This is a genomic window from Halanaerobium praevalens DSM 2228 (assembly GCF_000165465.1).
Classification (GTDB): domain Bacteria; phylum Bacillota; class Halanaerobiia; order Halanaerobiales; family Halanaerobiaceae; genus Halanaerobium; species Halanaerobium praevalens.
Window position 1 is genome coordinate 1738798 of the sequence record NC_017455.1, and the last position, 20779, is coordinate 1759576.

A 20779-nucleotide genomic window follows, 5' to 3' on the forward strand; every position below is an offset into this window, starting at 1 on the left:
TCTGACCAAAACTTCTAATTTAAATCATATTAAACCTTTTATACCTTCTGCCTTGATCAACAACCCAAGGATATTCAACCTTATAACTGATTTGAGCTGGTAAAACTAAATAATTAATATTTGAGATTCCATTAAAATTCTTATTTTTAGATTCAAATTTCTCTAATTTATTATGACCATAAAAATTAAAATCAGTATTTTCAGGTAAATTTTTGGGATAATGAGCTAATCCTATTTTAGAACCTTGCAGTTCTATAATACTACCCTCATTTAATATCTCACTTCTATTTTTATTAGCCTGCAAAATATTGAAATTATCATGATTACCAGGAATATAAATTATTCTAGCATTTGTCAACTTCTCTAAATTAGCCATAAATTCAGCCGATTTTTTTCTATAATTAGCTAAAAATTCAGTCCCAGTATTCTCTAATTTCAAATTATCTACTACATCACCAGTATGAATAATGATATCAGGTCGACTATAGCTAATCATCTTATAAATATGAGAATAAATAACTTCTGGAGTATCACTAATATGCATTATTTTTAATTGCTTTGAATTATGATATTTCTCAGGTAGTTTATATCTATTTTTAAAATCAATAATCCCATTACTAACATTTTTAAATACTTTCTTAATAACTGAAGTCATTTAATCACTCCTCTACTCTAATTCTTTTTGACTTCATACTTCATAATTGCTAAATTTGATTATTATTAATTATAATACTTTTAAATTTATAATTCAAGTAACTAACAAATAAATAATCTAATTAAGTTATAACCTCAATAACTTAATCAAATTTATTTAAAGCTTTACCATCTAAATAATTAAATAGTCTACCTTGATAAGTTTCTCTTTTATTCATCTCTTTAATAATTTTGTCATGTATTTCCCACCAAGGTTTATCCCAATTTTCAAAAATACTTTCTTCACCTGGGGCTCTACCAATTAAACGTTGGACAGCTATTTTAGGATCTAAGTATTCTAAAAACAAAATAACTCTTTCAATATATTCTGCTAAAGAACAAATCTTTAATTCACCTTTTTTGTATTTTTCAGCAAAAACAGAATTTTCCCTAATATAAAGAGCATGTAATTTGACATGATCTACTTTTAAAGCAGATAAAATCCTGGCTCCTTCAATAACATCTTCTTTAGTATCATTTGGTAAGTTTAAAATTAAATGAGTTCCAACTTCTATTTCTAATTTTTTAGCAGTTAAAACTGCATCAATAAATTCTGCTAATCCATGTTGGCGATTAACTTGTTTTAAAGTTTTATAATTTACAGTTTGAAGCCCAAATTCAAAAGCAAGCTGAAGCTCTTGATAATTATTTTTTAACATATTTTGTAACTCAACCATATATTTTTCACTAATTGAATCAGGCCTGGTCGAAAAATAGATAGCCTTAACCCCTTCTATTTGAGCAGCACTTGCAGTATAAGCTTTTATAGCTGCTAAAGGAAGATAGGTATTAGTATAATTTTGAAAATAAGCAATAAATTGATCTACCCCATAGCGTTCTCCAATATACTCTTTATTTTCTAAAAGCTGCTCTTCAACCGAAATATTATCAGATAACATTTCAAAATCTGCTCCTTCTTCTCCACAGAAAAAACAGCCAGATTGTGCTAAATTACCATCTCGATTGGGACAAGTTGTTTTTAAATTAACTGGTAACTTATATGTCTTTTTTCCATATTTGTCTTTTAAAAACTGAGAATATTTATAATAAGGTTCTTGCATTTAACCACCTCTTATACACTTTTTTTTAATTTATTGATTCTTTTATTTCTTTTTTCTAAATAATCTATAACATGACTAGGACTTCGATTAATTATTAATTCTTTTTCAAAAAATTCGCTTTCAAAAATAAAATTAAGACTAGAATATTCACCAATTTCATTATGAAAATGAGCATCACTATTAATTGCTAAATTTACTCGATATTTTTTTGCTAACTGAAGCAGTTTTAAAGATTCACTTTTAATTCCACGCGTATAATTCTTTTTGGGACTATAAGAACTAGCATTTAATTCTAAAATAACATTATTTTGAGCTGCTGCTTTTACTACCTCTTCCAAAAACAGTGGATATTCTTGCTGTACAGGGTGAGTAATTAAATCAAGATAAGGATTTTCCATTGCTTGAATTACGGCTTCAGTATATTCTTTTTTATTTTTTAAACTGTGACCAGTTAAACGATGAATTCCAGCAGCCACAAAATCTAAAAGTGCTAAAATTTCTTGGTCTAAATCTAAATCGCCTGCATCTAAAATATTAGCCTCTACACCTTTAATAATCTTAACTCCATATAATTTATCGGGAACTACTACAAGATTACCAAAGTGATAAAGATGAGGACCACCTGGCATTTGGGGTCCATGATCGGTAATTGCTATTAATTTAATCCCTTTTCTAAAAGCACCTTTTGCCATTTCATCTACTGTAGAATAAGCATGGCCACTTGCAACTGTATGTGTATGTAAATCAGTATTTATTCTCAAAATAAACACACTCCTATTTCTTATTAACTTATAAAAGTTAGTTTTGATTCTAACTAATTATCTGTAAACATTTTAACAGTCCTTAAGCATAAAAGCAAATAAAACAACAGCTCCTTAATAGGAGCTGTTGTTTTGACTTAGTATTTTTGTTAAAAAACTGCGAATTCGCTTTGATTCAGGTTTAACAAATATTTTTTCGGGAATACTATTACTTATAATTGCACCTTGATCCATAAAAAATACCCGATCTGAAACATCTCTAGCAAATCCCATTTCGTGAGTTACAATTAACATTGTAATATTTTCTGCAGCTAAGTCTCTAATTACTGTTAAAACTTCTCCAACTAATTCTGGATCCAAAGAAGATGTTGGTTCATCAAATAACATAATATCTGGCTCCATTGCTAAGGCTCTAGCAATTGCAACTCTCTGTTTTTGACCTCCAGATAAAAATGCTGGATAAATATCTTTTTTATCATAAAGGCCTACTTTTTTTAATAGTTTTTTAGCTTTTATTTTTGCAATTTCTTTTTTCTCTCTTTTAACTATAATTGGAGCTTCAATCAAATTATCAATTACTGTTTTATGAGGGAATAAGTTAAAACCTTGAAAAACCATACCCATTTTCTGATAAACTTCTGTTTTTGATTCTTTGACAGATATTCCCTCTATATATAATTCACCAGCATTAATCGCCTCTAAACCAATTAAAGAACGTAAAAGTGTACTTTTACCAGAACCAGAAGGACCAATAATCGAAATCACTTCACCTTGTTTTACTGTAAATGAAACATCAGCTAAAACTTTTAAATCACCAAATTTTTTACAAATATTTTTTGTTTTAATCATTTCCAAAAATATCACCTATTAATAAACAGAATATTTTGCTTCTAATTTACGAAAAACAGTTACAATAACTGAACTAATTAATAAATAAAATACAGCAGCTATTATAAACGGAATTATTGAGAAATCTCTAGTAACAGAAACCTTAGCTGCTCTTAACAAATCTCCTAATCCGATTACAGCTACTAAAGCACTATCTTTAACCAAATTAATTGCTTCATTACTAGTTGCAGGAAGTACTCTTTTAATTGTTTGAGGAATTATAATTCGACTCATTGTTTGTCTATAATTCATTCCCAAAACTTTTGCTGCTTCATATTGACCTTGACCAATAGACTCTATACCACCTCTAAATATTTCTGTAAAATAGGCTCCATAGTTGAATATAAAAGTTAAGGCTGCAGCTGGAAATGGATCTAAAGTAATTCCTAAAACTGGTAAACCATAATAAGCAAAGAAAAGTTGTAACAAAAGTGGAGTACCTCTAAAAACCCAAGTATAAAAAGATAAAACTGATTCTAAAAAAGGAATTTTGGAAAGTTTACCTAGGGCTCCTGCAATACCCAAAATAACAGAAAATAAAGCTGTAATTAAGTAAAGCTGAAAAGTAATTAAACTACCTTCTAGTATATAACCTGATACATTAATTATATAATCCAACAACTAAATGCCTCCTATTTAAGCAGTATATCTTCTCCAAACCATTTTTCTGAAATTTGGGCTGCTGTTCCATCTTCAATCATTTCAGTTAAAACTTTGTTCAGTGCTTTTCTAAAAGAATCTGCTCCAGCTCGAACTCCAACTCCATATTTTTCAGCCCCAAAATTATCTTTTAAAACTCTAAATTGTCCTGGACGCTTGCTCATATAATAACGACCTACAATTTTATCTAAGACTACTGCTTCTACTCTACCAGTTCTTAAATCCATTAAAGCCTCTGTATTATTAGAAAATTTACGTAGTTCTTTAAAAGAAGCCATTACTTCTGGCTCAGATTCAACTGCGCTAACAGCACTACTTCCAAGCTGAATTCCTATAACTTTAGCTGCTAAATGACTTTTATTTTTAATTTCACTATTTTTTTGCACAACTATACTCTGAGAATTCTCTAAATAAGGCTGACTAAAATCAATACTTTTTTCTCTTGCAGGAGTAATTGTTAAACCATTCCAAATAACATCAATCATCCCATTTTTTAAACTTAGAATAACTCCATCCCAGTCAACAGCCTTAAATTCAGCCTCAACCCCTAATCTTTTAGCAGCTTCTTTTGCCAAGTCTATATCAAAACCAACAATTTCACCATCATCATTTCTAAATCCCATCGGTGGAAAACTATCATCAAGTCCAACTACCATTTTACCTTTTTCTTTAATTTCCACTAAAGAATCTGCCGCCATCACAGTACTACTACATAGAAATAAAACTAAAACCAAAACTAAAAAACTTTTAAATAAATTATTTTTCATTATTTTTCCCTCCTAAGCTATTTCAAACTATTATACTTTATTACTTTAACATTGTAAAGTAATAAATCAAAAAAATTTAAAGGGAGCTGAAAATTAGCCCCCTCTAATTATATCCATTTTTATTATTTTAAGTTTGCATGACCTCTATAAACTAAACCTCTAACTCCATCAACAGTAATAATCTCTCCATTTTCAAAATTATCACTGATATCACCGGTATTAACTACCACTGGAATTCCAATGTTAAGTCCAACTATTGCAGGATGGGAAGTTAAGCCCCCACCAAAAGTAACAACTGCAGCTGCCTTTTTCATTGCAGGAATAAAGTCTCGATCAGTCATAGAAGTAATTATAATATCTCCTTTTTCAATAATTTCTTCAGCTTCTGCTGCATCTTTGACAAATTTAGCTTTTCCAATTACAATACCTTTACCAATTCCCTGACCTTCAGCAATTGGTTTTCCAACCACATCTACTTTAATTAAATTAGTAGTACCAGAAATACCAACTGGGGTTCCAGCTGTAATTGTAACTAAATCTCCTTCTTCAACAAGATTATAGTCTAAAGCTGTTGAAATAGCATTTTCCATCATTTCATCAGTTGTATTACTTCTAGCTGCAAGTAAAGTAGATACTCCCCAGGTCATTGTTAATTGATGTAAAACTCTTTGATTAGGTGTTACAGCAATTATTGGAGTTTGGGGTCTAAATTTAGACACTGTGCGGGCAGTCAAACCAGAGCCAGTAGAAGTTATTATTGCTTCTGCTCCAAGTTCTTCTGCAGTTTGACAAGTTGCAAGTGAAATTGCAGCTGTAACTGATTCTGCTTTAAATTCATAATTACCTGCAAATTTTTCTTTATAACCTTCAGAATTTTCTACTTCATTTGCAATTTGAGCCATAGTTTCTACAGATTCTACTGGATATTTTCCAGCTGCTGATTCTCCAGATAACATAGTAGCATCAGTTCCATCAAAAATTGCATTAGCTACATCAGAAGCTTCAGCTCTTGTTGGACGAGGATTTCTAATCATTGAATCTAACATTTGAGTAGCAGTAATAACTGGTTTAGATGCTTCGTTACACATTCTAATCATTTTTTTCTGAACAATAGGTACTTTTTCAGCTGGAATTTCTACTCCCAAGTCTCCGCGAGCAACCATAATTCCATCTGCTACTTCTAAAATACTAGCAAGATTTTCTACTCCTTCTTGATTTTCTATTTTAGCAATAATAAAGATATCTTCATTACCACTTTCTTCTAATATTTTACGAATTTCAATAACATCATCAGCTTTACGAACAAAAGAAGCAGCAATAAAATGAATCCCCTGTTCAACACCAAATCTAATATCTGAAATATCTTTTTCAGTTAAAGCAGGTAAGTTAACTTTAACTCCTGGTAAATTTACTCCCTTACGAGATCCTAGTTCACCACCATTAATTACTTTTGTAATTAAATTATCTGCCTTAATTTCTACAACTTCTAGTTCAATTAAACCATCATCTATTAAAATTTTATTTCCAATTTCCATATCTTGAGCTAAGCCTTTATAAGAAACAGATATTTTTTCTTTTGTACCTTCAACATCTGTTTGAGAAATAATAAGTTTTGAATCTGTCTCTAATTCAATCTTATCACCTTTCATTTCTCCAGTTCTAATCTCCGGCCCTTTAGTATCAAGCATAATACCAAGTGCCTGACCTGTTTCTTTTTCAACTTCTTTAACTAAATCAATTCTCTGCTTGTGTTCTTGATGATTACCATGAGAGAAATTCATTCGAGCAACATTCATTCCCGCTTCTACTACTTTCTTAATTATTTCTTTATCATTTGTTGCAGGTCCTAAAGTACATACAATTTTAGTTTTTCTCATATTAACCTCCCAATGTTTTTTTTACATAGATAAAATATTCGCTAAATTATAAATATCCATATTAATTGTTTCGGTTTTTTTAATTGCATTTTCTATTTCACAAACTCCAATAGAATTATTTAAATAATTAATCATTTTATCCCTTTGACCATCTAACAAAATCTCAACTGCTTTAGCAGCCATTCTGCTAGCAACAATTCTATCTGTAGCTGTAGGGCTACCACCTCGCTGCAAGTGGCCTAAAATAGTTACTCGAGTTTCCATACCAGTTTTTTCTCTAATTAAATCTCCCATTGCCATACCAGGACTACCATGGTATTCTGTGAGATCAGCAAATGGAGCTTTAACACCTTCTGCAATTAAAATTAAACTGTGTAATTTACCTCTTTTAAACCCTTGTGTAATTTTATCACAAACTTGCTGTGGTGTAAAATCTATTTCTGGTACTAAAATATATTCAGCTCCACCAGCTAAGCCAGTCATTAGTGCTAAATAACCAGAATCTCTTCCCATACACTCAATAACAAAAGTTCTTTCATGTGAAGTGGCTGTATCTCTAATTTTATTAATTGCTTCTACAATTGTATTCATTGCTGTATCAACACCAATTGTATAATCAGTACAAGCTAAGTCATTATCAATAGTTCCTGGGATACCAACTGCTTTAATGTCACTTTCTGCATTTATCTTTTGCACCCCTCTTAAAGAACCATCTCCACCGATTACAACTAAACCATCTATACCTTCTTCTTGCATATTTGCATAAGCTTTTTTTCTCCCTGCCTCTGTTTTAAATTCTTCACAACGGGCTGAAAGTAAAATTGTTCCTCCCCGCTGAACAATATCTGCTACTGAACCTCTTTTCATTGGAAAAAAATCTTTTTCAATTAATCCCTTATAACCATGTCGAATACCAACTACTTCTAGACCATGATAAATAGCTGTCCTAACGACAGATCTAATAGCAGGGTTCATACCTGGAGCATCTCCACCACTTGTAAGCACTGCAATTTTTTTCATTTTAATTCCTCCAATTAAAAAATTTTATTTAAACAGGAATAAGCGGCTTCAGCTTCAAGGGCTGGTACTTTAATTTGATATTCTCCAGCTTCTGCCTTAATCTGAAGCATAAATCCTTGACTTTCCATTATTTTCAAAATGCTATCAGCTTCTTTTTTATTAGAAGCAATATAGACAACTTGCCACATTTTGAGCCCCTTTCAAATTAGAATAGACTGAATTTTAGCCTGAAAAAATTTTATTTGGCTTCAGATTCAACTTTACCGTGTTTAGTTCTTAATTCTGCCTGACCTCTAATTTTCATTGCCGAAACATTTTCTGTAAATTGGGCAACTAAAACCTCACCCTTATCTAGCTTTTCTGTATGATTAAATTTGGTATCTTTTCCTCTTGTTAAACCAATAATCGTTACCCCATCTTCTAAAGCTTTAATCAAAATATAATCAGCATTAACATCCATGCTTTTTCCTCCTTTATCCTCTTAATGATATAATAAGCTAAAAACTGTTGTCAAGAAAAAGTGAGCTTTGAATTTTTACTTTTAAAGTAATTATAATTGCAAAAATAGTAATTAAATAAAATTGTATTCTTCTTTTTTTAAGGCTCTAGCTAATTCTGTTTTTGTTTTTTGAGAAAAATTAATATTATATTTAGCGGGAGTTATTATTAACTTATTATTTCTTTTCAACAGAACAGGAATTTCACCTTCTTTTTTTAATAAATATTTTTTTAATTTAATAATTCTTTTTTGCTTAAAATTAGAAATATTAATAATTAAAATATTTTGATTTAAAGAGATTATTTTTTTAGCAATTAATTTTTTTTGATCTTTTTCTCCATAAATTAAAAGCCCTTTTGTTTCAGCTAAATCAAAATTTAATTTTTTAAATAAATCTGAAAAAACTATTACTTCCATTTTATCCTGATGATCACTAACAGTTAAAAAAGCCATTTTGTTTTTACGTTTAGTTATATGTTCTTTGTAATTACTTAAATAAGCAGCAGTTAAAACTTTTTTGCCAGAATCAACTGTTAGAGCTTTATTGATTGAATAAAAATTAATTTTATCCAATTTGGCTTGATATTGATCAAGTGGATGAGCAGAAATATAAATGCCTAAAAACTCTTTTTCTTGTTCTAAAATAGTTTCTGTTTTTAACTCATCTACTTTTTGATATTTTAGATCAGTTTGCATAAACTTATTTTGATCTTCAAATAATTCAGCAAAAGATTGCTGACCTTGAGCTCTATTTTTAGCTAAATTATTATACTTATTATAAAGTTCTTCGTAATTTAAAAGCAGTGAAGCCCTATTAACTGCAATTTCATCAAAAGCACCAGCTTTAACAAATGCCTCTAAACTCTGAATATTAATTTGGGAAATATCAACTCTTTTTAAAAAATCAACAAGTGATTTAAACTTTTCTGATTTTCTTGCTTTTATCACAGCTTCAATTGCAGCAGAACCAACATTTTTAATTGCTTTAAGCCCATATAAAATTTCATTATCATTTGCTGCAGTAAAATTATGATCACTTCTATTAATATCTGGTGGAATAATTTTAAGTCCAATTTCTGCTAATGAATTAATATAATCAGCAATTTTATCTTGATTACCCATTACTGACGAAAATAAAGCAGCCATAAACTCAGCTGGATAATGATATTTTAAATAAGCAGTTTGATAAGCTAAAAAAGCATATGCTGTAGAATGAGATTTATTAAAACCATAACCTGCAAAATATTCCATTTGATCAAATATTTTTTGAGCAATATTTTCTTGAATCCCTCTGGCTACTGCTCCTTTAACAAATTTTTCTCTTTCTGCAGCAACTAATTTCAATTTCTTTTTGCCCATCCCTCGACGTAAAAGATCAGCTTCGCCCATACTATAGCCAGCCAGACTACTTGCTATTTCCATTACCTGTTCTTGATATAAAATCATACCAAATGTTTCTTCTAAAATAGGTTTTAACTTTGGATGTAAATATTCTGCTTCTTTTTTTCCATGTCTGATAGCAATAAAATCATCAACAATATTACTCCCTAAAGGTCCTGGTCTCCCTAAGGCTAACATAGCAATTAAGTCATTAAATTTTTCTGGTTTCATTTTTTTATTTAAAGATTGAAATAAATAAGATTCCATTTGAAAAACTCCAGCAGTTTTACCTGTACTTAAAAAGTCATATACATCTTTATCAGTTAGTGGAATATTATCAATATCAATTTTTTTTCCTTTATGTTTTTCTATCAATTGCAGGCAATTTTTAATTACAGTTAAATTTCTTAAACCTAAAAAATCCATTTTCAAAAGACCGAGAGCTTCTAAATCTCCCATTGGCAGTTGAGTAATTACACTTTGATCCTGCTTTTGTAAAGGTACAATTTGAGCTAAGGGCTCTGCTCCAATTATAACTCCAGCTGCATGTGTTGAGATATGTCGTGGCAGGCCTTCTACTCCTCTAGCATAATCAATTAATTCTTTAATTTGAGAATCTCTTTGATAAAGCTGTTGTAATTTTTCTTGACTTTTTAATGAGGCTTTTATTCCTTTGCGAGAAGAAATAAGTTTTGCAACTTGATCCACCTTTTTGTATGGCAGAGCAAGAACTCTTCCTACATCTCTAATGGCTGCTCGAGCTGCCATTGTTCCAAAAGTTCCTATTTGAGCTACTCTTTCTTTACCATATCTTTTTTTTACATATTCAATAATCTGATCCCGATTTTCATCAAAGTCTATATCAATATCAGGCATTGTTACCCTTTCAGGATTTAAAAAACGTTCAAAAATCAAACCATATTTTAAAGGGTTAACTTTGGTTATTTTCAAAAGATAAGCTACAAGGCTACCAGCAGCTGAACCCCGACCTGGGCCAACCATAATTCCATTATCTTCAGCATATTTTACAAAATCATAAACAATTAAAAAATATGCAGCATATCCCATCTCAAAAATAATATTCAATTCATATTTCAATCTCTTTCTAGCTTTAGCGTCTGAATCCATTTCTTTTGCTTTAAGTCCTTCAAAACACAATTTTTGCAAAAGTTCTTCTGCAGATTTCTCTTTACCTAAATCTGGATATTTAGGTAAATAAAAATGATTGAAATCTAAATTAAGTTCAACTCTATCTGCAATTTTAACAGTATTTTGATAAGCAGAATTAAGTTCAGGAAATAGTTTTTTCATCTCTTTTGGACTTTTATAATAAAATTCTTGGCCAGTAAAAGTCATTCTATTTTCATCAGCTAAAGTTGTCCCTGTTTGTAAAGCTAATAAAATATCTTGTAATTCAGCATCTTCTTGATTTAAATAATGACTATCATTTGTAATAACAGTGGGAATATTTTCAGCCTGGCTTAATTTTAATAAACCTTGAGCAACTTCTTTTTCTTTTTGCAAATTATGATCTTGTAACTCTAAAAAAAAGTTATTCTTACCAAAAATAGCCCTATAGTCAGCTGCTGCTTTTTGGGCTAAATCATATTGACCTTTAATTAATAATTGTGGTATCTCTCCCTGGAGACAGGCGGATAAACAAATAAGGCCATCACTATATTTAGCCAAAAGTTCTTTATCTACACGTGGTTTATAATAAAATCCTTCTAGCCAAGCCTTAGAAACCAACTGAATCAAATTATAGTAGCCTTGTTTATTTTGAGCAAGTAAAAGTAAATGATATCTTTTTCTATTTTTTTCAAATCTACTCCCAGAAGCCAAATAAAGTTCAGCTCCAATAATTGGCTTAATCCCTTCTTTTTTAGCCTTCCTATAAAAATCTATCATGCCATAGAGTACACCGTGATCAGTAATTGCAGCTGCTGGCATTTCATATTTTTTTGTTTTTTCTATTAAAGAATCAATTCTAGTTGCTCCATCTAATAAGCTAAAAGCTGTATGATTATGAAGGTGCACAAAATTAGACATTTAAATCATTCCTTTAAATTTATGCTTGTAAAATCTTGAGTTTTTTTGTATAATATAGTCAAATGTTAATTTAGGAGGTGCAATAATGAAAGAAGAAGTACAAAAATATATTGATAAAATAAGACCAAGTCTACAAGCTGATGGTGGTGATGTTGAATTAATTGAAGTAACAGAAGCTGGAATAGTAAAAGTGAAACTTTTAGGAGCTTGTAGTGGTTGTCCAATGTCAACCTTAACTATAAAAAACGGAATTGAAAAAACCTTAAAACAAAATGTTGAAGGTGTCAAAGAAGTACAATCTGTTTAATTTAAATTTTAAATAAAATAGATTTTAAAAGCATCCCATTTGGGATGCTTTTTTAATTAAAAAGTGATTATGATTCACTTTTAACTTCAGACTCCGAATCATTTTCTTGCTTCTGTTTATGCTTTAATTCTGATTCTGAAATCCCAACTTTAATATCTGAAAAGATAATTTTTTGGATCTTATTAATCATTTGACTTAAAGCATATTCTGCTTCTAAATATTTTTTAACATTATTATTGATTTCAATAAAATTCTGTAAATTTTGTAATTTATCTTTATCTGCTTCTGTTAATTCTTCTCCAGACATTCTTTTAGTCTGCATTTTCATCATTAAATTTTGATAGTCCAAAAGCATTTTTTTGGAACCTTCTTTTTCCATTATTTTTTCTCTTAATTCTAGATAATTTTGATATTCTTGAGAATTTTTAAGCTTCTTTTTCAACCTTCTTGCAATTGCTTCTACTGACATCAAGACTCCTCCTTTAGAATTTTAATTTCAGCTTTTATAGTTTCTCCAATTTCTATTATACCAAATGAATAATTTTTTTCCAGCCTTTTATCTGTTGGTGAGCCTGGATTAAAAAATAATTTATCACTAAACCGTTTATTAAAAGGACAATGTGTATGACCAAAAATTATAATATCACTATCATTAAAAGTATAATTTAAGCCTTGTAAAATATTGCTACCTCTAAATTGATGGCCATGAATAATTGATATCTTTTGGCCTGCAGCTTTAAAAGTTAATTTTTCTTTTAATTTTTGCCGCAAATAATAACTATCACTATTTCCAGCAACTGTTTTAACTTCATTAATTAATTTTAATTTATTTAAATATTTTTCTTCACAGTGATCTCCAGCATGAATTATTAAATCAACTTTTTTTAATTGTTCAATTAATGCTGTCGGAAAATCATTAGCTGCTACTGCTAAATGAGTATCAGAAATAACACCTATTTTCATTTTATTTAGGCCTCCAATAATTTAAGATAAATAAAACCGGCCCTAGGGCCGGTTTTATTTATAATTTTCAAATTTCTAGCTATAACTTTTTGCTTAAGAAATTTTTTCGTTTTTTGATTTAGATTTAGCTGCAGACTTTTGTTCTTGATTTACATAAAAATTAGATCCTTTAAATATAATACCTGGAGATCCAATTATTCTTTTAACCTCTGATTTACACTCAGGACATTCATTTAAAGGTTCTTCACTCATATTTTGAAATTCTTCAAATCTCCCACATTTTTCACATTCATATAAATATGTCGGCATTTTTTTATTCCTCCTTCATATCTAGTTTTAAATTTAAAATTTATTCATTAACAATATTTAAATAACCCCAATAATTATAGAGTTGAATAAACACAAATAAAGCAGCAATTAACCATTTAGCATTATAAATAAAATAACTTAAACCTATTATTGAAGAAATAATTATAGCTGTCAAAACAAATTTTCTCTTAATTTTAATTTTTAAAATTTGCCATGGAATTAATCCTAGACCAATAAAAACCCCAGAATCAACATTATAAATTAAGCCAGAAATTCCAACTATTAAAAATATAATTAGTAAAAATAAATTCATACTTTAACCCCCAATTATGGAGCACTTAAATTTTAAATTAAAAATCAAACTTTATATTAATATACCATAAAACAAACTGTTTTAGCAAGTTATTAAATTACATAATAAGGCTTAAACTCCAAACAAAATTGCCATTATAATTTTTAAAGCTTTTTAAATAAGATCAAAAAGATCAAGCTTAAACTTTTAATTTCAATAAAGCTACAGATTCTATATGATAAGTCTGAGGAAAAAGATCAACTGGTTGAATCTCTACTAATTGATATTTCTTTTTTAATTTTTTAAGATCTCTAGCTTGAGTAGCTGGATTACATGAAATATAAATTATTTTTTTCAATTCATTTTCTAATAACAATTCAATAGTTTTTTGATTTAAACCTTTACGAGGTGGATCAAAAATAATAGTCTCAATTTTGTTTTCTTTTAATAAAACTGGTAATTTAGCTGCAACCATGCCCAATTTAAATTCTATATTATTAATTTGATTTAATTCAGCATTTTTCTGAGCATCCTCAACAGCAGCTTTTAAAGATTCAATCCCATATATTTTTTTTGCTTTATCAGATAAATAAATACCGATACTACCTGTACCAGAAAAAGCATCTATAACTTCAGCCTCTTGTTTTGAATCTAAATATTTTGCAGCAGTATCATATAATTTTTTAGCTTGCAGAGTATTGACCTGAAAAAATGACCTGGCAGAAATAAAATAGGCTTTGGCTCCAATATATTCAGTAATTTTAGCTTGACCTGCTAAAAGTATATCTCTTTTTCCGAAAATAACATTTGTATTTTCATTATTTATATTTTGAACTACACCTTTAAGTTCTGGAATTTTACGCATCAAAGTTCTAGCTATTAAATTTTTATCAATAAAATCATCTCCATTAGTAACTAAAACTAATAAAGCTTGATTTGTACAAGTTCCAACTCTAATCACTAAATGTCTTAAAAGTCCCTGGAGAGTGTCTTCATTATAAACACTCAACTGAAATTTATTTAATTCCTCTAAAGTTAATTTTAAAATCCTATTAATTAGTGGATGTTGAATTAAACAATTATGATTTGGAACAATATCATGACTTTTTCTTTGATAAAAACCAGCAGTTATTTGTTCTTCTTCATTTAATTTTAAAGGAAATTGGGCTTTATTTCGGTAGCGAAAATCATCATCTGCTGCTAAAACATCTTTTAACTCAAAATTTTCAATTCCTGCAATTCGCTTAAATAACTGTTTAATATTATTTTGCTTAAATTCTAGCTCTTTTTGATAATCTATATGTTGAAGCTGGCAACCTCCACATTTATTATAGACAGGACAAGGGGCCTTAATTCTTCCTGGGCCAGCTTCTATAATTTCTATTAACTCAGCAAAAGCATAATCTTTTTTAATCTTAGTTAGCTTAGCTTTAACTAAATCACCTGGCAGAGTCCGAGCAATAAAAATCGCCATACCTGATTTGGTTTTAGCTACTCCATCTCCTCCATGAGCTAAATCTTTGATTTCTAAAGTTTTAATTTCACCTTTTTTCAAAATTGGCACTCCTCATTAATTATAATTCACTTTTTTCTTCTTTATAGAGTTTATCATAAAAAGCTACTTTTTATCAAGCAAAGTTTATTGCTTATAAACTTTACAGCTTAAATTTTCTATGTTAGAATGATTAAATGAGTTATTTATAATTTATAAATAAATTTTAATAGTTAACTTAAGTAATACTTTAAATTAAATTTTTTTAAGTAACTAAAAATAACTTAATTATATTTTTCAAACTAAACGGAGGTACTAAAAAATGAATAGTAATTCGAAAAAACTAGGTACAGAACCGATAATCCCACTTTTAATGAGGCTTTCCATTCCCTCGATTATCGCTATGGCAATTCAGGCTTTATACAATGTAGTAGATAGCATTTATGTTGGTAGGATTAGCACAGATGCTTTATCAGCTCTTTCTTTAGCTTTTCCAATCCAAATTATTTTAATTGGAATTGGAGTTGGTACAGGTGTAGGAGCTAGTTCTTTAATTTCAAGACGATTAGGTGAAAACAAAAAAGAAGATGCTGTTAATGCAGCTGAACATAGTATTATGCTCTCTATTTTTTATGGAATAATAGTAGCTATTTTAGGTTTTTTATTTTCTAACCAAATTCTAGAATTATTTACTAGTAATCAAACCCTAATTGATATGGGAAGTGAATATATCAAAATTATTTTAATTGGCTCAACTGCCATGTTTTTCCCAATGATAAGTAATAATATTTTGAGAGGTGAAGGTAATACTTTTACACCAATGATTGCAATGTTAATTGGATCTATTTTGAATATTGTTTTAGATCCTTTTTTAATTTATGGTCTTTGGATTTTCCCAGAAATGGGGGTAGCTGGAGCAGCTATTGCAACTGTTGCAGCACGAATAATAAGTGGAAGTTTTTTAATTTATATTTTACTTTTTAGTAAAAAAAATGAATTACAAATTTCTTTAAAAGATTTTGCTTTTGATTTCCAAATCATTAAAGATATTTATTTAGTTGGATTTCCAGCAATGGTCATGCAGTTTCTATCAAGCTTTATGCTTGGAGGTATGAATATTATTTTAGCTGGTTTTGGTAGTACAGCAATAGCTGCTGCAGGTATTTATTTCAGATTACAATCTTTTGTTTTTATGCCTGTTTTTGGTTTAAATCAGGGGTATATGCCAATAATGGGTTATAATTATGGACATAATAATTTAAAACGAATGAAAACTACTTTTAAATCAGCACTTTTGGTTGGAATAATTTTTACAACTACTGGCTTTGTTATTTTTCAGACAGTACCTGAATTATTAATTAAAATGTTTAATAATGACCCAGAACTAATTAGAATTGGAACTAATGCCTTAAAAAAAATAAGTATTTCTTTTCCTATTGTAGGTCCAGCAATTATTATTTCAACAACTTTTCAGGCTTTAGGAAATGGATTTCCAAGTCTAGTCTTTTCCTTTTTGAGACAAATAATTGTACTACTGCCTGTTATGTTCTTACTTGGAAATTATTTTGGTTTAGAATATTTATGGTTAGCTTTTCCAATCTCAGAAGTAGCAAATATAATTCCTGCCAGTATTTGGCTTAAACTTAAATTTAAAGATATTTATAAAGAAATGGAAAAATCTATTATTTAAAAATAAGGAGCCCTGAGGCTCCTTAAAATTTATATTTATTTAGTTAAAGTTAATTGACTTAAAGTCTTAATTATTTTTTTAGTTTCTTGATTAATAACATAATAATTTCTTTCTAAACCATTTTGCTTACTATTTAAAATACCACTTTCTCTCAATTTAGCTAAATGTTGCGATAAAGTTGATTGAGGAATATTTAAACAACTCTGCATTTCCGTAACATTACAACCTTCTTCTCTCATTAAACCTTTTACTATTGCCAGGCGAATTGGATGAGCTATAGCCTTTAATAAATTTGCTTCTTCTTTTAATTTATTAAAATTTTCTTCTAAAATCTTGCTTGAGTTTTGATTTGTAAAAAATGACATCTAATTAACCTCCACTTCTAAAAGTTTATCTAAATAATACGATATAGAGCTTAAAAAGTCAAGAATTTTAGGAATTTCAATTCTGCAAAATATCAATAAAGGCTTTAGTTAACTCAGCTGTAATTCCCCAAATAACTTTTCCTTGATAACGATAAATATAAATATCATAACTACCTTGCCGTGGATTATAATTTTCTCCTGCAGGTAAGATATTATAAGGAAAATTATGATCAAATTCACTTTTTAAAATTGTCTGATATCTTTCCACTTGATAATTAACTAAAAAATCAAGTGGGACAGTAAAAATATCTTCAACCTCAGAATTATTAACTTTAAGCTCTACTAAAGAGTTAAGTTTAACTTTAGCAACAAAAGCATAGATAACAAAATTAAAAGGTGTTATTAAATAATCACTTTCTCCTAAAAGTTCTATCTTAGATTCTGGAATTAAAAGTTCTTCACTGCATTCTCTAATTGCAGCCTGTGAAAAGTCTTCTCCTCTTTCAACTCTTCCACCTGGAAAAGATATTTCTCCTGGTTGAGTATTTAGATTTTTAGATCTAATTTCATAAATCAAATTCAATTTTCCCTTGATTTCAATAATAGGAATTAAAACAGAAAAATAATGTTGAATTCTTGTTGGCCCAGGGATCCTATTTTTAATTTTATTTTTTATATTTTTAATTTTCAAATAAATCACCCTTAAAAATACTATAGTCAATTTTTTAAATTTAAAGAAACTGACTTTTAGAAGTCAATTCCTAAAAGCCAGTTTAATTAATTCTTAGTTCATTAATTTATCTCTTAGCATTTGATTAACTAAACCAGGATTAGCTTTTCCTCTAGTTTCTTTCATTACCTGACCAACTAAAAATCCAATTGCCCTATCTTTACCATTTTTAACATCTTCAACTGCCTCTGGATTTTCAGCAATAATTCCACTAACTATATTTTCTAATTCATCTTCATCACTAATTTGCTTTAAACCTTCAGCTTCTACAATTTTTTCTGGATCCGAACCATTATTATACATTTTCTCAAAAACTTCTTTTGCAATTTTACCACTTATAACTTCTTGATCAATTAGCTTTAGCATTTTAGCTAAATTAATTGGACTAACTCCTGACTCAAAAGGACTATGATTATTTTCATTTAATAATTTTAAAAATTCTCCCATCATCCAATTACTTAAATTTTTGGGATCATCATAATCCTTAAGTACTTCTTCAAAGAAAACTGCCATCTCTTTCTCACCTGTTAAAACTCCTGCATCATATTTAGGTAAACCCAATTCTGAAATAAAACGCTTATATTTTTCTCTTGGCAACTCAGGAATCTTTTTGCGCATTTCTTCTTTCCAGGCTTCATTAATTTCTAAAGGCACTAAATCGGGTTCAGGGAAATAACGATAATCATGAGCTTCTTCTTTACCCCGCATTGAAATTGTTTTGTTTAAAGATTCATCCCAAGTTCTTGTTTCTTGAACTACTTTTTCACCTGCTTCTAAAATCTCATGCTGTCTTTTAATTTCATATTCTAAACCTTTTTCAACAGCACTAAAGGAGTTCATATTTTTTAGCTCAGCTTTAGTCCCAAATTCTTTTTGACCAACGGGCCTTAAAGAAATATTTGCATCACAACGTAATGATCCTTCTTCCATATTGCAATCTGAAATATCAAGATATTCCATAATCATTTTTAATTCAGTTAAATAAGCTTTAGCTTGAGCAGGTGTTCTCATATCTGGCTCACTAACAATTTCAATCAAAGGTACACCTGTCCTGTTATAATCTATTAAACTACCTTTAGATTTATCAATACTACCTTCATGAATCAATTTACCAGCATCTTCTTCTAGATGGACTCTAGTGACTCCAATCTGAAAAATTCCATTTTCAGTTTCAATTTCAATCTCTCCAGCTTCAGCCACTGGTAAATCAAATTGTGAAATTTGATAAGCTTTAGGTAAATCAGGATAAAAATAATTTTTACGGTCAAATTTAGAGTATTCAGCAATATCACAATTTAAAGCTAAACCTGCCATAATAGCATAATCAACTACTTTTTTATTTAAAACTGGCAAAGTACCTGGCAAACCAAGGCAAACTGGACATGTATTTTCATTTGGATCTTTTCCAAATTCTGTACTACAACCACAGAATATTTTAGACTTTGTATCTAATTGTACATGGACTTCAAGTCCAATTACTGTTTCATATTTAGTGGACATTTTTTCACCTCTCTCAATAATTTATAATTCTGCTCTTTTATCTTTTATATTCAATAATTTTTCTAAAGTATAAGCTGCTTGAATAATCTTGCCTTCTCCAAAATGAGGACCAATTAACTGTAGTCCAATTGGCATCTGATTATCATTAAAACCACACGGAATAGACATTGCTGGAACTCCAGCAATATTAACTGGTACAGTAAAGATATCAGTATGATACATTTCTAAAGGATCTTTCTCTGACTCTAAGTTAAGAGCTGTTGAAGGTGCAGTTGGGGTTACAATTAAATCAAATTCTTTAAATATCCTATCAAAATCGTCTTTAATTAAAGTCCTAACTTTTTGAGCTTTAAGATAGTAAGCATCATAATAACCTGAACTTAAAGCATAAGTTCCAATAACTATTCTTCTTTTTACCTCATCTCCAAACCCCTCAAGTCTAGTATTAGTAAACATTTGATTTATATCATCTGCTTTTTCACTACGAAGTCCATAACGTACTCCGTCATAGCGAGCTAAATTAGAACTAGCTTCAGCAGGTGCTATAACATAGTAAGCAGCGAGAGCATAAGACGCATCTGTCATATGTACTTTTTCTACTTCAGCTCCTGCTTCTTTTAATTTTTCAATTGCTGATAAAACACTCGCCTTAACTTCTGGATCAATTTTCAACTCAAAATATTCAGCAGGGATTCCAATTTTCATTCCACTAACATCCTGCTTTAGATATTTAGTATAATCTTCTTTTTTATCTGCAATAGAAGTTGAATCTTTAGGATCATAACCTGAAATCACATTCATCATAATTGCACTGTCTTCCACATCTTTAGTAATTGGGCCAATCTGATCCAAGGAAGATGCAAAAGCAACTAATCCGTAACGAGAAACCATACCATAAGTAGGTTTTAAGCCAACAACACCACAATAAGAAGCTGGTTGTCTAATTGAACCTCCAGTATCTGAACCTAAAGCGGCTGCACATTCTCCTGCTGCTACTGCTGCAGCTGATCCACCACTTGAACCTCCAGGAGCATGGTCTAAGTTCCAAGGGTTACGGCTAACAAAAAACGCTGAGTTTTCAGTTGTAGATCCCATTGCAAACTCATCCATATTTGTTTTTCCCATAGTTAAAGCCCCTGCTTGATTTAGTTTTTCTACTACTGTTGCATTATAAGGTGGCTCATAGTTTTCCAACATTTTAGAAGCACAAGTTGTTTTAACTCCTTCTGTTGACATATTATCTTTAACTGCAATTGGAATTCCAGCTAATAAAGCATCTTTTTTATTCTCATATTCTTTTAATTGTTTATTTGCTAATTCTTCAGTCACTGTTATATAAGACTGAACTTGATCTTCTACCTGATTAATTCTTTTTAAATAAGAATCTTTTATTTCAGTTGGAGTTATTTCTCCTTTATTTAATTTAGCTTTTAATTCGTGAATAGTTAAATCGTAAATATTCATTTTATTCTCTTA

General features: G+C 29.5%; 22 protein-coding genes. 2 read left to right on the plus strand and 20 right to left on the minus strand.

Annotated features, from left to right (window positions below; genetic code table 11):
• Nucleotides 1-19 precede the first annotated feature (19 nt).
• The 11 genes from HPRAE_RS08020 to HPRAE_RS08065 all read right to left on the minus strand — a co-directional run bounded on the left by HPRAE_RS08020 (nucleotide 20) and on the right by HPRAE_RS08065 (nucleotide 11655).
• A complete protein-coding gene (locus tag HPRAE_RS08020; RefSeq protein ID WP_014553716.1) occupies nucleotides 20-655 on the minus strand; it encodes a metallophosphoesterase in 636 nt (211 codons plus the stop codon).
• Between the two features lie 142 nt (nucleotides 656-797).
• The gene (gene mnmL / locus HPRAE_RS08025; RefSeq protein WP_014553717.1) at nucleotides 798-1754 is read right to left on the minus strand and encodes a tRNA modification radical SAM protein MnmL/YtqA; all 957 of its coding nucleotides are present in this window, start codon (nucleotides 1752-1754) and stop codon (nucleotides 798-800) included.
• 11 nt (nucleotides 1755-1765) lie between these two features.
• A complete protein-coding gene (locus HPRAE_RS08030; RefSeq protein ID WP_245528262.1) occupies nucleotides 1766-2524 on the minus strand; it encodes a phosphatase in 759 nt (252 codons plus the stop codon).
• Nucleotides 2525-2629: 105 nt separating this feature from the next.
• Nucleotides 2630-3370, minus strand: a complete 741-nt coding sequence (locus HPRAE_RS08035) for an amino acid ABC transporter ATP-binding protein (protein ID WP_014553719.1) — start codon at nucleotides 3368-3370, stop codon at nucleotides 2630-2632.
• A gap of 12 nt (nucleotides 3371-3382) precedes the next feature.
• Complete coding sequence (locus HPRAE_RS08040) at nucleotides 3383-4021, minus strand: amino acid ABC transporter permease (protein WP_014553720.1); 639 nt, start codon at nucleotides 4019-4021, stop codon at nucleotides 3383-3385.
• A gap of 14 nt (nucleotides 4022-4035) precedes the next feature.
• Entirely contained in the window at nucleotides 4036-4833 is a 798-nt protein-coding gene (locus HPRAE_RS08045) for an amino acid ABC transporter substrate-binding protein (protein WP_174254500.1), read from the minus strand.
• A 119-nt stretch (nucleotides 4834-4952) separates the two neighbouring features.
• Nucleotides 4953-6707, minus strand: a complete 1755-nt coding sequence (pyk, locus tag HPRAE_RS08050; protein WP_014553722.1) for a pyruvate kinase — start codon at nucleotides 6705-6707, stop codon at nucleotides 4953-4955.
• A gap of 21 nt (nucleotides 6708-6728) precedes the next feature.
• Nucleotides 6729-7727 (minus strand): 6-phosphofructokinase, encoded by a 999-nt coding sequence (pfkA, locus tag HPRAE_RS08055; RefSeq protein ID WP_014553723.1) that lies wholly within the window; start codon nucleotides 7725-7727, stop codon nucleotides 6729-6731.
• A 14-nt stretch (nucleotides 7728-7741) separates the two neighbouring features.
• Nucleotides 7742-7915, minus strand: a complete 174-nt coding sequence (locus HPRAE_RS11195; protein WP_014553724.1) for a hypothetical protein — start codon at nucleotides 7913-7915, stop codon at nucleotides 7742-7744.
• A gap of 50 nt (nucleotides 7916-7965) precedes the next feature.
• The gene (mtrB, locus tag HPRAE_RS08060) at nucleotides 7966-8187 is read right to left on the minus strand and encodes a trp RNA-binding attenuation protein MtrB (protein WP_014553725.1); all 222 of its coding nucleotides are present in this window, start codon (nucleotides 8185-8187) and stop codon (nucleotides 7966-7968) included.
• A gap of 111 nt (nucleotides 8188-8298) precedes the next feature.
• Nucleotides 8299-11655: a DNA polymerase III subunit alpha gene (locus HPRAE_RS08065; RefSeq protein ID WP_014553726.1), complete on the minus strand. Its 3357-nt coding sequence runs from the start codon at nucleotides 11653-11655 to the stop codon at nucleotides 8299-8301.
• Between the two features lie 85 nt (nucleotides 11656-11740).
• Between HPRAE_RS08065 and HPRAE_RS08070 the strand changes: the two genes are divergently transcribed.
• Entirely contained in the window at nucleotides 11741-11962 is a 222-nt protein-coding gene (locus HPRAE_RS08070; RefSeq protein ID WP_014553727.1) for a NifU family protein, read from the plus strand.
• A gap of 67 nt (nucleotides 11963-12029) precedes the next feature.
• Here the strand turns inward: HPRAE_RS08070 and HPRAE_RS08075 are convergent, their stop codons facing one another.
• The 5 genes from HPRAE_RS08075 to rlmD all read right to left on the minus strand — a co-directional run bounded on the left by HPRAE_RS08075 (nucleotide 12030) and on the right by rlmD (nucleotide 15081).
• Nucleotides 12030-12431: a YlbF/YmcA family competence regulator gene (locus HPRAE_RS08075; protein WP_014553728.1), complete on the minus strand. Its 402-nt coding sequence runs from the start codon at nucleotides 12429-12431 to the stop codon at nucleotides 12030-12032.
• Nucleotides 12431-12925 (minus strand): metallophosphoesterase family protein, encoded by a 495-nt coding sequence (locus HPRAE_RS08080; protein ID WP_014553729.1) that lies wholly within the window; start codon nucleotides 12923-12925, stop codon nucleotides 12431-12433. Before HPRAE_RS08080 ends, HPRAE_RS08075 begins: the two co-directional genes overlap by 1 nt.
• A 93-nt stretch (nucleotides 12926-13018) precedes the next feature.
• Entirely contained in the window at nucleotides 13019-13234 is a 216-nt protein-coding gene (locus HPRAE_RS08085; protein WP_014553730.1) for an FmdB family zinc ribbon protein, read from the minus strand.
• A 40-nt stretch (nucleotides 13235-13274) separates the two neighbouring features.
• Entirely contained in the window at nucleotides 13275-13547 is a 273-nt protein-coding gene (locus tag HPRAE_RS08090; RefSeq protein ID WP_014553731.1) for a hypothetical protein, read from the minus strand.
• 178 nt (nucleotides 13548-13725) lie between these two features.
• On the minus strand, nucleotides 13726-15081 hold the full coding sequence (gene rlmD / locus HPRAE_RS08095) for a 23S rRNA (uracil(1939)-C(5))-methyltransferase RlmD (RefSeq protein ID WP_014553732.1): 1356 nt from the start codon (nucleotides 15079-15081) through the stop codon (nucleotides 13726-13728).
• A 259-nt stretch (nucleotides 15082-15340) separates the two neighbouring features.
• On the opposite strand from rlmD, the gene HPRAE_RS08100 reads away from it, so the two are divergent.
• Nucleotides 15341-16708: an MATE family efflux transporter gene (locus HPRAE_RS08100; protein ID WP_014553733.1), complete on the plus strand. Its 1368-nt coding sequence runs from the start codon at nucleotides 15341-15343 to the stop codon at nucleotides 16706-16708.
• Between the two features lie 35 nt (nucleotides 16709-16743).
• Here the strand turns inward: HPRAE_RS08100 and HPRAE_RS08105 are convergent, their stop codons facing one another.
• The 4 genes from HPRAE_RS08105 to gatA form a co-directional block, all read right to left on the minus strand.
• Entirely contained in the window at nucleotides 16744-17073 is a 330-nt protein-coding gene (locus HPRAE_RS08105) for an ArsR/SmtB family transcription factor (protein WP_014553734.1), read from the minus strand.
• Between the two features lie 76 nt (nucleotides 17074-17149).
• Nucleotides 17150-17773 (minus strand): NUDIX hydrolase, encoded by a 624-nt coding sequence (locus HPRAE_RS08110; RefSeq protein ID WP_245528263.1) that lies wholly within the window; start codon nucleotides 17771-17773, stop codon nucleotides 17150-17152.
• Nucleotides 17774-17857: 84 nt separating this feature from the next.
• The gene (gatB, locus tag HPRAE_RS08115) at nucleotides 17858-19303 is read right to left on the minus strand and encodes an Asp-tRNA(Asn)/Glu-tRNA(Gln) amidotransferase subunit GatB (RefSeq protein ID WP_014553736.1); all 1446 of its coding nucleotides are present in this window, start codon (nucleotides 19301-19303) and stop codon (nucleotides 17858-17860) included.
• A 21-nt stretch (nucleotides 19304-19324) separates the two neighbouring features.
• On the minus strand, nucleotides 19325-20767 hold the full coding sequence (gene gatA / locus HPRAE_RS08120; RefSeq protein ID WP_014553737.1) for an Asp-tRNA(Asn)/Glu-tRNA(Gln) amidotransferase subunit GatA: 1443 nt from the start codon (nucleotides 20765-20767) through the stop codon (nucleotides 19325-19327).
• Between the last annotated feature and the right edge of the window lie 12 nt (nucleotides 20768-20779).

Bases quoted from the DNA above. Each gene is read 5' to 3' on its own strand.
- HPRAE_RS08020 (WP_014553716.1), bottom strand. From the start codon at position 655: ATGACTTCAGTTATTAAGAAAGTATTTAAAAATGTTAGTAATGGGATT.
- mnmL (WP_014553717.1), bottom strand. From the start codon at position 1,754: ATGCAAGAACCTTATTATAAATATTCTCAGTTTTTAAAAGACAAATAT.
- pyk (WP_014553722.1), bottom strand. From the start codon at position 6,707: ATGAGAAAAACTAAAATTGTATGTACTTTAGGACCTGCAACAAATGAT.
- pfkA (WP_014553723.1), bottom strand. From the start codon at position 7,727: ATGAAAAAAATTGCAGTGCTTACAAGTGGTGGAGATGCTCCAGGTATG.
- HPRAE_RS11195 (WP_014553724.1), bottom strand. From the start codon at position 7,915: ATGTGGCAAGTTGTCTATATTGCTTCTAATAAAAAAGAAGCTGATAGC.
- mtrB (WP_014553725.1), bottom strand. From the start codon at position 8,187: ATGGATGTTAATGCTGATTATATTTTGATTAAAGCTTTAGAAGATGGG.
- HPRAE_RS08065 (WP_014553726.1), bottom strand. From the start codon at position 11,655: ATGTCTAATTTTGTGCACCTTCATAATCATACAGCTTTTAGCTTATTA.
- HPRAE_RS08070 (WP_014553727.1), top strand. From the start codon at position 11,741: ATGAAAGAAGAAGTACAAAAATATATTGATAAAATAAGACCAAGTCTA.
- HPRAE_RS08075 (WP_014553728.1), bottom strand. From the start codon at position 12,431: ATGTCAGTAGAAGCAATTGCAAGAAGGTTGAAAAAGAAGCTTAAAAAT.
- HPRAE_RS08080 (WP_014553729.1), bottom strand. From the start codon at position 12,925: ATGAAAATAGGTGTTATTTCTGATACTCATTTAGCAGTAGCAGCTAAT.
- HPRAE_RS08085 (WP_014553730.1), bottom strand. From the start codon at position 13,234: ATGCCGACATATTTATATGAATGTGAAAAATGTGGGAGATTTGAAGAA.
- HPRAE_RS08090 (WP_014553731.1), bottom strand. From the start codon at position 13,547: ATGAATTTATTTTTACTAATTATATTTTTAATAGTTGGAATTTCTGGC.
- HPRAE_RS08100 (WP_014553733.1), top strand. From the start codon at position 15,341: ATGAATAGTAATTCGAAAAAACTAGGTACAGAACCGATAATCCCACTT.
- HPRAE_RS08105 (WP_014553734.1), bottom strand. From the start codon at position 17,073: ATGTCATTTTTTACAAATCAAAACTCAAGCAAGATTTTAGAAGAAAAT.
- gatB (WP_014553736.1), bottom strand. From the start codon at position 19,303: ATGTCCACTAAATATGAAACAGTAATTGGACTTGAAGTCCATGTACAA.
- gatA (WP_014553737.1), bottom strand. From the start codon at position 20,767: ATGAATATTTACGATTTAACTATTCACGAATTAAAAGCTAAATTAAAT.